We start from the raw sequence: 13,209 nt of genomic DNA on the forward strand, positions 1-13,209 counted from the left end.
TTCTAGATATAATAAAAGGGTGAACCCAAAGTATCACCCCTTTAGCTAGTACTTATTCATTCTTTGCTAAAAATTGATCCAATACTTGCTTCACCTCTTCAAACACAACGTTAAGTGTCTCATTTGCATTTATTTTTATAATTCGATCTGGAAATCTATTGATAACCTCTAAATAACCTTCTCTTACTTTCTTATGAAAGGCAAGCGATTCGAGATCTAAGCGATTTATTTCTCTATTTTCATGTTCCTGTATACGTTTTAGTCCCAACTCTGGATCAACATCCAAGTATAAAGTCAAATCGGGAAACAGATTATCAGTGGCGAACTGGTTAATCGACAGAACTTCATCTACTCCCAGCCCTCTTGCATACCCTTGATAAGCAAGACTACTATCAATAAAGCGATCACAAATTATCGTTTTCCCTTCACTAAGTGTGGGGGATATCTTCTCTTTGAGATGCTGTCTTCTTGCGGCTGCGTATAAAAGAGCTTCAGTTCGGCCGTCCATCATGGTGTTATTCTTATCCAGAATAACTGACCTAATCTGCTCAGCAATTGTGATCCCTCCTGGTTCACGTGTGGTAATCACTTCAAGCCCTTTTGAAATAAGATATTGGGATGCCATCATTACAATAGTTGACTTTCCCGCACCTTCATTCCCCTCTGCGGAAAAAAAATAACCTCTTTTCATTTATTACGGTCCCCGATCATTTTTTATTGAAACAAACTTATTTCGTTTATTATAACTCAAAAGCTCATTGCTTAGGCGGTGATTTTCTTCCTCCAGCTTTTGGTTAGTCGTTATTTGCTCTCCCAGCTGCTCATTTTGTTTTTGAAGTTGATAACTCAGATGTTCTATTGAAGCATCTCTTTGTTGCATAAGGTAAATTTGATGTTCTAATTCGACAATTCTATCGATCAGCATTGCTTCTCTGCGAAATAGATCACTCTTTAACTGCTGTTCTCTAGAATATTCAATGTACCTCTCAAGTATATTGTTATTATATATGGTCTGTCTCGCGATACCTAATCTTTCAACAATATAGGATTTATTAATCGCCGAGTTTTTATAGGTTTTTAGGCTTTCACTTCGGCATAAATCAAGCCCCCTTACGATTTCCTCTATCCCTTTTATGTATTTCTGAACGTTTGGCTTTAATGATTCAACCCCATTAGTTTCACCAATAGCTTTTAATTTTATATTTATTACTATTTCATCGGAGATATCCATTTCGCCACCTCATCATAAATCTGATTTCGATTATTAATGATTTCGACAAGATGAGGGTAATCTTGCCTTGTTCTTTCCTCACCTGTATATTTAATGTCTTCATTCAATTCATTGAGTTCAGGAATAAAATAATGAGTAATTAGTCGATATAATTTCTTTTCTTCCCTTGAACTTTCGACTAGGTATCCATTTTTTTGGTTATATTCGATCGTACTCCTTATTGATAAGTAACGGTTATATGTAATGTCAATGTATTCAAAGCTTACTATGTGATGCTGAACTTCTGGTATATCAAGATATTCATTTTTGGGACACTTTCGTCCATAGTTACTTTTTATACAAAAACCTTGTTCTTTTTCTCTTATAGGAACCTCGCCCTGTACCTCATCAATAAGTGACTGGATATCAATTGAGATGTGGTATTTACCTTCGTTTATAAAACGATCGATCTTTCTATGGATGGACTTCGAATCCGAATCAGTTGCAACAAGTTCTTCAATTGTTTTTTTGATGAGTTTTTCTTTGTTTTTTCGCTTCTCATGTTCCCTAATGTAATGTAACGTCATTTCATGACTCAGATGATTCATGTGTTCTCGTATCCAGTCAATATGTACCCCTTGTTCGTATAGTATTGTCGCTAAAGTCACTCTAAATTGATGTGGTAGTGGAAAGTGAATTGTATCAGTGGGATTAAGTCCCTCTAAATATGAGTTGTTTAAATAGTAGTCCATTCTATTTTTTGTTTCTTGAACGAACAATTTATTTAGCCTTGTTTCTGTGAGATTAATACAATCAATTGTTGTTTTATACCTTGCGACGAATCGGAGAATGTTTCTCCGAACCCAGGTAGCAGGAGCACTATATGTCCCAGCCTCAAGTAAATAATTCGAATTATCTCTGCGCTTCTTCTTCAAATAAACAAGTAAATCATATGCCTTTTCAGCTTTATCTGTTAGGATTGTCTTTGTCCATTTGTATTCATCACTTTGGATTGTCTTAAATGTTTTATATTCTAAATAAGAAACCTGTTTGGTTCCTTCTAATATTGATATAGTTTCTTTTTTATCGCACTCTAGCTTCACCAACTCTCCCACTCTCATGCCAGTTTGCGAAAGCAGCATGATAATACAAGCCTGTATTTGTTCATTTTCAGGACTGTTTGAATCATTAATAATTTGCATAGCTTGAACTATCAGTTGATTGAAGAAAACCCTCGGGATTTCATCTGTTTTGCCATCTTCTCTTTCAGCAAGGTATAAACTCATATCTGCTTTTTTTAACGCATTACATTGTTCGGAATATTCAAGCCTTTTGTTAAGCCTCTCAAGCTGCTTTAGTAAATCAATAAATGTAGTATAGTATTGTATTCTTGTGGCCTCGGTCCATTTTTGATTTAAACATGCTTTGAATTTATCTATTACATCATTTGTTATAAGTTCAGGCCGAAAGATATGACTTTCAGATAAAAATTTGCTGATAAAATTCAAATGATTCATTTTTGAATAAATCGTTGAAAATTCCAACTTGTGAAGTACTACCGACTTAAAGATCAGTAACTTGGCAGCATTTTTTATAACCACTGTCAATTTTGTAAAGTCAAATTTCAGTAAATGTTGCGGCCTATTAAGTTGGTCAAGCTCCGAGAAATCCCACTCATCTTCAGAAAAATATATTTCTTTTCCAATTGCAGGAATTGGGAGTTGGAAGATCCCATTTACTTCCTCTTCCCATGCAAATATATTTGCAATCCTATCTTTTTCCCAATGGATGCCATTTACTAGGACACTTGATGATTTACCCAAGCTTTTTTTCCAACCTCTCTTTAAATTCATACATTTTACATAGATATGCTACGTAAATTTTCTTTAAAGAAAGAAGTTCTTCTTTTTCGTCGTCTTCTTTGCATTCGGAGATTGATAAATCTAATTTTTCTATACTTCTCTCAAAATAGGGGATTCTATCAACTGTCGTAATAAAGCTTTGACAAACAAGACACTCCGAGTCTTTCTCTTTAATACAGGTATTAAAGCTACAATAACCGCACTCATCTTTAACCTTTCTTTCATTAAGGTTGTCAGCCATTTCAACCATTGCTGATTTTGGAGAATCAACAATTTGTCCTAAAATATTGACGTCTCCAATAATAACTTTATGTAGTGCTTCAAGATAGTCCTTATAGTTAGGCTGGCGATAATGTTGCAATGTAGTTCTTAAATCTCTATGACCGGTTCCAAGATGAATCTCAAAAATACTCTTCCCCTCTTTTTTTCCCTCCTCATAAATAAAATTCATGAAAGTATCTCGTAGGTTATACAACTTATACGGACCACCGGCAAACGGTAAAGATCGTATCATTTTGATGAACCTTCTGCCTACTAAATCCCTGGTGATCACTTTGATTTCATTTTTTTTCGAAGTATGTAAAAATAAAAACCCCCTAATATCCGGTTGAGCATTTACTCTTATTTCTTCTGTAACTTGAAAGGCTTTCTCAATCAATCTAACGGTATATAGATTGATGTAATAGTCTTCAGTATGATTTCCGGACCCTTTCCGTTTAGTCATTAATATTTTCTCAGCAGTATTCGGACCATCTTCTAAAGCGGAGGTCCTCATATCTAGGACTTCGCTAATCCTCAAATTTGTAGTTAAGCATATATTAACAATAATCCAATTCAGTTTTTCTAAGATCGTCCCTTCTCTTGATTGCCTTTTGTACTCAGTTACCAAGAGCTCCAAATCCTCTTTAGTAATAGGATTTCCGCCTGAAACTTTGATTTTTTTACGCCTCAAATAATCGAATGCAGCGTTCTCTACCTTGCTTAAATCAAACTCTTGGATATGCTTAAGAAAAGTTTTAACTGCGTCTGTAATAGTATTTCGCGTTTCTTGATTGCTGTATTCGCTATAAATATTCATCCGATATAAAGCTATTACACTGGTTGAAAAATAAAACTGTTTGCTATTAAAACTTTTCAGGTTTCCGTTAATGTCAATCCAATTTAAAAACCACCGTATCACTTGATATATTTTTATTCTTGTATTGATATTATTTGAGCCAAACCAAATAAAGTGTTTTGCCATGTATCGAAAATTCGGATTGTTGATTTCCGAAAAATCAATTGCATAAGTCTGGCTTTTCCGTAACGCGGTAGTAAATTCCTCTTCACCATTAAATATTAATATCCATCGGTCAAAGAATGGAATTTTGTCATGAGGATTTAAATAAACGGATCTATAACCACGATCATATGAAAGATGAAATTGACCTCTCCCTAAAAATTCTCTCGATAGAACATCACCTGGTGAAAATAAGGCATGTTTGTTCAATAAAAATAAATAAAACCTACACAAGTAATTGATAAGCCTTTCCCTTCCAATAGAAGTACCGTGTTTTAATGAAGAATAATACGTATATTGTCTATCAAACGTTGAGTTATTAAAATCTGAGTACAGCTGTAGACTTTCACTTATTTTTCCTAAACTATTATTAAAGTGTTTAATAAATAACTTCAAGGCAGTCTTCTTTAACTCAGATTCATTAAAACTAAGAACGAACTCATGTATTATTGTCCTTAGAAATATTGACTTTGTTTGTAAGTCAAAATAAACTTTATAATTTTTTACATCCACATAAAACAAATTGAAAGGAATTGATTCAGGCGAAAAATATTCCATGGAAGTACCTTTGCATTCATCAAACAACCAAGTATTTTGTCTCAAATAATCAGAGAACTCATCTCTAATTATTTCGTTTAAATAAACGATTTTATATAACTTTCGGTAGTAATTTGCATTAATACGATCTTTATTAATTGCTCTGCACATATGATTCCAGCATAGTTGGTCAATCGTTAATGATGCGAAACTGGAAACAAAAGACTGGGGACGAAAGTGACCATTTTCAACCTCAAGTAAATACTCAATTAGTAGATCTTTTAATCGTATATCAGCTACTTGCTTATGAACTAGTCTCTTAATATATTCAGATCTGCTAAGAGATGTCGAATTCATTTTCATCCCTCTTTCAACTCCGGAATTATTCTGTGCATATAATTTGTTGAATCTTGGTTAGCCTTATATTTGTCCTCAATAGTAGGTCGGAAATAGTACAAAACTGACTGCAAGCTCGTCTGGCGTAAGGCATACATAACATCTAAATGCGAAGCATTCTGATATTTGATTAGGAACATCGCATAACCGTGTCTAAACCGATGACTAAGGTTATTTCTCCTTACATTACGATCAATTTTCAATCCGCATTTAGTAAATATTCCTCTAAGAACCTTATTCCAGCCATCAATCGAAAGCGAGGTTCCATTCTTATTAAGAAAAATATAATAATTATCTTCTGACTCGACAGAATCGAGGTTCGTTACGTTATCTGCCCGTGCACTGCTTAAGTAGTTAGCCCTTTTTGTTTTTGACATTCTTCCATGAGTTTGTTCAATGTATTGTTCAATTCTTTCAATCAAATCAATACTGGGGTAAATATTTTGAAATCCCTTCTTTTCGGTCAAATATATCTTATGTGAGTAGTCCTCTTTATTTTTCGGGGTGAAGCATGTTTTAGCTAATTGATAATCTTTGTCTGATACTCGATTACGAATTACTATTGTTCCGAAACTGTCTTGATCATTACCTTCAATATTTATTGTCTTTGAATGGACCTCAATATCTTCCAATGTCAATCCTAATACCTCACCAATACGTGCTCCACATTCAAACATAAGCCTAACAATAATCTCTTCTCGCAAAGAGTATTGCCCTCTTATCACCTTTAATATTTTTTTGAAATCAGCAACACTAATGTACATAGGTACCACCGTTGATTCAGGGGTTGCCCTTTCACTTATATTGTACTTTTCTTGTTGGACTCTTTTGGCGTGAGCTAAAAAGCCGGAGTTACTTTTGCTGTTACTGTTGATTGTTTTCGAATAAAAAGCCGATTCTTTAATGCTGAGATATTTTAGATACTTTCTATACACACCAAAATACATATTCAAGGTATCCGAGTTTCTTTTTGTTAAGTTCTTAAATACCAAGTCGTATCCTTCGTGATTAACTCCATATAAAAAGTTTTTCAATTGCCGGATATTCTCCATAGAGATGCTATGAATATCAACGTTATTCAGTAACAAAAAGGAATAGAGCAATTTTAACGCAATCATTGCTACCTCTATTGAATTAGGAGATAATTCACTAATTTCATAATTTAAGTACTGAAACGCAGAAGAAATAGGCTTTTTATTTGGGTCGTACAAAATGTAGCTTATTTTGTCAGTGAGCTCACAGGGGACTTTGACAGTTTGAATATTGACTTTTATATGCTCAATCAAAGATCCATCTGTCTTCTTGAACCACTTAATAAAACTGATTCCATTCGAGGACTGTACCTCTTCAATAATGTATGTCACTTAGGTCACCGCCCTGGATTCGTTAGTTGATTAATAAATGACAAAAACCCAATTATCAGCAAACAAAAGCAAGCCCGGCATAAATATCGCCAGACTCCCTCCTATATTGCTAATAATTGGGTTGTAGGACTTTAAAACAAATTTTCAACTATTGGGTTGCAATTAATGTATCAAAATTTGTCTTATTTTGCAAGACGGTTTCTCTAAGATACGTTGCTCAATAATGAGAAGGCTAGAAATCAACAGATCAACGCCGCAATGTGAGTAAGTGTTTTCCGTGAAAATGGCCAGTTGAAGAGAGAGACGATAAACAGGACGGACATTATTAACAAATGCCTTGTGACAAGCCGAGCAATTGTAATTTCATTAAAAAACAAATAAACCAGAATGATGATTACTTCATTCCGGTCAGATAAGGCAGAAAATCTATTGGTTTTTCATAATCATTTGCAATAATAAATTTGTATTCGTTAGAATCCTCCTTACTTTCACCAACCTGGAATGATATACCAACAACGCGATAAATTGCTTTAGCTTGATTGTTCAGTCGAGTTTCTATGTGTTGAAGTTCAAACATTCCATTCTCAGTTTGAACTACTTCGTATATATATGTTCCATTCTTCCCCACCAGCGTTACTGCCTTTTTTACATCTCTCGAAATAAACTCCATAAAATTAAAACTTAACTTTTCGCCATCCTGTGATTCTAAGACAATTGTATGGATTTTCGACACAATGGCCCCTCTTTCGACTATATTTCAGCGAGATCTACTGACCTATTATAACCCCAGAATGATATCATGTTACCACAAAAGGAATTTGTAGGCAATAGCCTACAGAAAACCCATCCTTAAAAAGCTTACCATTATTTAAATAAGCTTTAAGGGGTATGGGATGTGAGTAAAAAAAATCGAGAAAAAGATTTAGAACTCATTGCTTTCGGAATTACTTTAAAAAATATTCGGAAAGAAAAGGGATATACCCAAGAACAATTAAGTGATTACTCTCGCATTGATCGTTCTTTTATTTCTGAATTAGAAAATGGCGAAAAAGCTCCTACATTACTTACACTCATTTCACTCGCCAAGGCACTTCGAATAAAACCATCAATGCTTATGCAGATTTTAGAATTTGAATTAGACAAGCTAACTCAAAAATAAATCTTTCACCTTGTTAACTGGCATAAATAATTCATTAATGACTCTTTTCAAGCCAGGGTTAATAGTTAGAACCATCTTTTAATAGAAAAAAGTAGCGGAAAGTAATTGCCGCTACTTTTTTCGCATTATGACCTTAATCGAATGATTTCAGCTACTTCAGCAATTTCATCATTAGATATAAATGGTACCTGTCCAAAAATCAGACCGGGTTCACCCTGTAAGCGTGCTGCCAAATGCCCCTTACCCAAAAGCTTCTCGGCACCTTTCTCGCCAAGTGAAATCTCCGATGTTCCAACACTTTCAACACGTAAAATCAAACGGTTTCCTAGGTTGTCGCGTAATTGTACTGGTAATACATTGGCATCAGGACGTTGCGCGGCGAAAATTAAGTGAATACCAGCAGCACGTGCTTTTACCCCAAGGCGTTGAACAATGGAGGAAACAGAATTTTTATAAGTATCGATTAACATCCATTCAGCAAACTCGTCATGAATCAGGAACAATAAGGGCAGTTTTTCGTCAGCCGAGACTTTGGCGTTGAAATCCCTTAGATTATTTACACGTTGTTCTCTGAATAACAAATACCTTCTATCCATTTCCTCGGCCAAATATTCTAATACACTTATTGCTCTCTGCTGATCAATAATAATTCCTTCTGTCAAGTGTGGTAAGTTTTCAAGATGCTGATAATCCACACCAAACTTAGGATCAATCAGAAATATTTTCGCTAATAATGGAGAATTAGTAGCACAAATATCCAAAATCAAATTTTGTAATAAAACTGATTTTCCACTACCCGTTGCTCCTGCTATTAATGTATGTGGCGCATGTTGTTCCATGCCTTCGAATGGACCACCGAGATTTAGATATAATATATTGCCATCAACTTCCTTTACTCCGACAACAAAACTCATATTCATTTCCGACGGATTCTCTTGTACTCTCCGGAATTTCCATACATCTCCAAGAGTTATGGTTTGTCTGTTAGGCCGGGCTATCGACACAATTATCTCACCGGGTTGCGCTTGAATGTTAATAATATCAAGCGCATGCGTTGTCAGCAATTGTGACTTCTTCTTTTCGATATCTTCGATCTTTAATTGATCTGACCCTTTTAGCCTTATTACAGCTGCGTTAGGAGTTAATCGGTAATCCAACACTTTCGCCTGTAGATTATAACTTATCAAGGCAGCTTTTAACACAGTTACAGTTTGAGATGCCCATTGATCCGCCGCTGCATTTCCTTCCTCAGCGGATAAATGATTCAATACCCAATTAGAAAATTCAGAAGATGCCCACGTAATTTTTTGTTCACTTTCTTGGATTGTTACTTCCTGCTCTGGTTGCAGTTCTTCAGATGGGGCAGGGGTGAAAACCACGTCTAACTGCTGAATCGAAGAAACTACACCTACTGTATTAGTTTCGTTGTCAGCATCGACTTCGTCTTCTCCATCAATAGTCCATTTTATCCTCTTTGCTGGAAGTTGTGCATTGGAGGTCTCCCAGGGGCGAAAATCTCCAACTTGTTCTCTGATCTTAGTGAGGTCTTCATTTCGATGGAATGCAAGTACTAGATCCTTTACAAATTGACGAGAATACACTTCTTGATAACAATTATCGACATTAGTAATAATAATCTGTTCACAGTCCATCTGATTATCTGTAGACGTTGATACAAATACATGGGAATAGCCTTTTAATTCTATAGGAATGGAACCATTACGAATTCCATCCCGCCATTGATCAACTGACAGCGAGATATTCTGCGTAAACTCCAAACCGTCATTAAACATGTCTCCTATACGAGACAACCATAGGTCTCTATCTAATCTTCCTGGGTTTCCAAAAATAGCATTATGCATTCTTAAAACTGTGTCACGCAATTGCTTCTGCGAATTTTTCTTAGCCTCAGCCACACTTTTAATATCAATATACTTTGCTTCAGTGACTAGGACTTGAAGATATGCTTGCCCATCTTTTTCCATCGGACAAAGCGCTAAAATATCAGCAATCTGTTCCTCTTTTTGACCTAACCACGAAGCATAGTCATCAAGGAAGAACCACCCAATAGCAGAAGAGTTCATTTCGGATTGTAACAAAAGCTTACTTAATACTACTCCAATAAGTTCCCCTGCAAATACTCCCCGTTTTGCTGCGCGCAATACAATATCACCAGAAATGCCGTTTGCCTCATCTATAAATCTATTTGTTAGATCAAATACTTCTTGATCTTCTAAACCAAGATTTAAGGATTCAAGTCTTCTTTTGACGAGCACTTGTAATAGATTTAATTTTGAGCGCGATGAAACAATTAAGTTCGGACCTTGCGTACGACTGTGTTGATACTTGATCACTTTGACTCCCTGGTTTTTCAACTGCCTTCTATCAAGCAAGTCGTCATAATTCACTACCCACTCACCAAGTGTATGGGCTTCATCAAATATTCCACGGATGTCCTCATTTTGAAACGTAACCTGTCTTGCGGGTAAATAAAGCATGTCGTTATCTGATTGAATGGCGTTTGTTATTGAGTATATCGCCGCTAGATAGGATATTCCTAATTCAGGCTGGCTCGGACATGTCAAATATACAGTGGATTTCAAATCATCTTTCGCAGCAAACCGTCTGCGTGCCCATCTTGATGGGCTATGTTGTAAGATATCAGGTTTACTAATAACGCTCTGTGGTAACCAAACTACCTTAGATTGACGAGATATAACATCCTGTAGAAAGACAATATCCGCTGGCTTTCCATCCCTGGTATCTAAAATCGGTGCTGCATCAGCCATTACTTCTACACGAAGTCTCGCCATAAAATCACGAGAAACTTCACTGGCAACTAATGAATCCGGGTCATTCTCATCGTTTTCAACCATTTTCATGTAGAGCTCATTCAACTTTTCGGAATCGCGATGCCTCAATATCACTTGGCAACGAACTTCATCTTCATTTTCATGAAGTTCAGACAATGAACCTACTATTGTTTCCGGCAAGCGCGTCGAATCACAGTTGAACAACACTACACTAAGATTTGTACCTTCATGAGGCTGAAGGGTCAGATATTTCTTAACAACAGAAAGTACTTTTGAACTCGCCTCACGCGGATCTTCATTAGTATCATTTCCTTCACCTTTTACCGGTAGTTCCATTAAGCTGTAATCGTTCACAGTATCAGAAACAGTTAGTAAATACGCTTGTTGCCCGCGATATCCCGTAGCGACTTCAGGATAGTATGGGTGACGAATCTCTTCACGCATATCAGAAAAAAATAAATCAGCATCGCCAAACTCAACATTATTAGATTGCAAAATATAGTTTATTAACCCGCTTATTTGCCTAGCCTTAATAGCTTTTGCAGCCATCCTCATGGAATGCCATGGCGCAACAATAGTAGTAGGATTAGTCCCGTTTACTTGTACATTACCTATCTTTAAGACAGGGTGCCACAAATCAATTCGATTCACGTCACCGCGAGCATATTCTTGAAGGCACTTAAGCAACTCATTATAAGCCTCACCCTGTTTTAGCAACGAATCAGCAGAGATTCCCACAGTTCTCCAATCCTCAATTGCTTTAGTATACAAGGCTTCAAAGTTTTCCCACTTGGTTTCAATTAGCTTGAGACCATCTAATGAAACTCTTCCTTCGGCTAATGCTTGTTTCAGATTTTTTTTAAATAACTTACTTATATCCTCAGACTTTGCGGAAGGACCAATTAATGAACCACGGTCCTGCCCATATACTGCTTGTAATGTTCCTACATCGTTAAGTGATATACTTTGAAGTTTCCCCTTTTTGCTAATAGGATTCTTGGAAACAGTGGAATATGAAAACGGGCGCGCCGCGAGTCGTTTAAGATCATCTGACAATTCCATTCCTATAGAAGCTGGTTTCCCATGCCACACAAGTCGAATTGAGTTTTTCCGACGATTATTGGTCATGTCTGTATATATTAATTCGATGTCAAATACGATCTGAATGGCCGATCTAGCGGTTGAAGTATTCTTTTTGGGGTCTGTTTTGTTCGCGATTAACTCGTCAAATTCAAATAACTTTTGTGTTTCCCATTCAACAAGTCGATTTGTTAGTTTTTCAATCCCCCTGTAATTCATACAAAAATACATTCCGACATCTTCATTAAGCTCTAGCCATTTTTTCTTTCCATTTCCCCGTACAGTTCGAATCTTTAGGGACTTTACACCATTCACATTATCGCATTGAGCAAACACTCGCTGTAAGGCTTCTAATAAACCAACATAAAAATCATCACAATCAATTGGTTTTCCAAAAACAAATTTATCCCAGTCGGATTTTAATAACCGATCTAACTCTAGATCTTGTCGGTGCCGTTCGTAGAAGTCTTTATCTTCATCATTTGCTGTCTTATCTTTTCTTTTTTCAAGGGCGGTCAAGTAACTTCTTTCTTCATTGGTTAACAAACCAGGGTATTCATCATCAAAAAAATCTATTGTTCTTATTGCCAAATGAGGTCGTAATTTTTTAACGTCCAAAAATAATAAGTAGATTTTGTCTCTTTCCCATTCAATATTGGCCAATTGTTTAGAAGCTGCCGTCCATCCCGCGGCAGCCTCAATAAAAGACTCAATTACAGGATGATGTTCTTGGGGAATTTGATCTCTTTTTACTAAATAATTTGAATTTAAATCCTCATTTTCGTACAATTGACGGTTAGGGTTTTGTTTAACTAAATAACACGCTCTTTTAGCGAATGCATCCTGAAACAACTTCTTCCATTTCAACTTCAAATTAAGGGCTTTTTCTGGAATGGCTTCAAAATATGAGGAATCCCTTGGAATCCGAAGAGCAGGCAATGCCCAGCCAAGGGCATTAATCAATGGGATACCTTCCTGAAGCATAATTTGCCGTGTTTGGATAACATAACTGCTAAATTGCTCTAAACTACATTCATAAGCTTCTTGCAACCCAATTAGCGCCTGCTTCCAATGACCCTGTTGATCCGAGGATAATACTAAATCACGACATGCACATTGGACCCAGAGCTCAGGTACAGCTTTAAGGTCACCAGATCCTATTGTTGTTATATCACGTAAAGAAGTCCCTTGGTCATCGTTGGTATTTGCGACAATTAATGCCTCTTTTGAACAAGGGGCATGCCTCCAGTGAGTGGTTCGACGTTCTGTCATAATTTCATCCGGCAAACCAAAACCAGAGACCAGCGCTTTTGGCACTTTGATTTCTACTTTGGAGTTTAATTGAACATCTTGTATTATGTGATGACAAATGGATGCAACTACCTCACCAGTTAATCGATCAAGAAGGAAGCGAGCTACTCCCTCTCCATGTTCTGATGGATCATTTATAAGATGTCTTCTAAAATACTCCTTAGCTACATGACCAATGAGTTGAATTTCATCATTCAT

General features: G+C 36.2%; 8 protein-coding genes. 1 reads left to right on the top strand and 7 read right to left on the bottom strand.

Translation table 11 applies throughout. The features are described 5' to 3' along the window. Window positions 1-52: 52 nt before the first annotated feature. From tmk to ABD796_RS30355, 6 genes are all read right to left on the bottom strand, one after another. On the bottom strand, window positions 53-691 hold the full coding sequence (tmk, locus tag ABD796_RS30330) for a dTMP kinase (protein WP_344915525.1): 639 nt from the start codon (window positions 689-691) through the stop codon (window positions 53-55). A 3-nt stretch (window positions 692-694) separates the two neighbouring features. Beyond that, complete coding sequence (locus tag ABD796_RS30335; protein ID WP_344915527.1) at window positions 695-1,231, bottom strand: hypothetical protein; 537 nt, start codon at window positions 1,229-1,231, stop codon at window positions 695-697. Beyond that, window positions 1,210-3,033, bottom strand: a complete 1,824-nt coding sequence (locus ABD796_RS30340) for a tyrosine-type recombinase/integrase (protein ID WP_344915529.1) — start codon at window positions 3,031-3,033, stop codon at window positions 1,210-1,212. Before ABD796_RS30340 ends, ABD796_RS30335 begins: the two co-directional genes overlap by 22 nt. Then, window positions 3,026-5,245, bottom strand: coding sequence for a hypothetical protein (locus ABD796_RS30345; protein ID WP_344915531.1), 2,220 nt, complete (start codon window positions 5,243-5,245; stop codon window positions 3,026-3,028). Before ABD796_RS30345 ends, ABD796_RS30340 begins: the two co-directional genes overlap by 8 nt. Before the next feature lie 2 nt (window positions 5,246-5,247). Next, entirely contained in the window at window positions 5,248-6,648 is a 1,401-nt protein-coding gene (locus ABD796_RS30350; RefSeq protein WP_344915533.1) for a tyrosine-type recombinase/integrase, read from the bottom strand. Window positions 6,649-7,042: 394 nt separating this feature from the next. Next, on the bottom strand, window positions 7,043-7,381 hold the full coding sequence (locus ABD796_RS30355) for a hypothetical protein (RefSeq protein ID WP_344915535.1): 339 nt from the start codon (window positions 7,379-7,381) through the stop codon (window positions 7,043-7,045). A 162-nt stretch (window positions 7,382-7,543) separates the two neighbouring features. Between ABD796_RS30355 and ABD796_RS30360 the strand changes: the two genes are divergently transcribed. After that, window positions 7,544-7,807: a helix-turn-helix domain-containing protein gene (locus ABD796_RS30360; RefSeq protein WP_344915537.1), complete on the top strand. Its 264-nt coding sequence runs from the start codon at window positions 7,544-7,546 to the stop codon at window positions 7,805-7,807. 125 nt (window positions 7,808-7,932) lie between these two features. Here ABD796_RS30360 and ABD796_RS30365 read toward each other — a convergent pair whose 3' ends face one another. Next, on the bottom strand, window positions 7,933-13,209 hold the full coding sequence (locus tag ABD796_RS30365; RefSeq protein WP_344915539.1) for an FtsK/SpoIIIE domain-containing protein: 5,277 nt from the start codon (window positions 13,207-13,209) through the stop codon (window positions 7,933-7,935).

The organism is Paenibacillus hodogayensis, from assembly GCF_039536325.1.
GTDB classification, from domain to species: domain Bacteria; phylum Bacillota; class Bacilli; order Paenibacillales; family NBRC-103111; genus Paenibacillus_AB; species Paenibacillus_AB hodogayensis.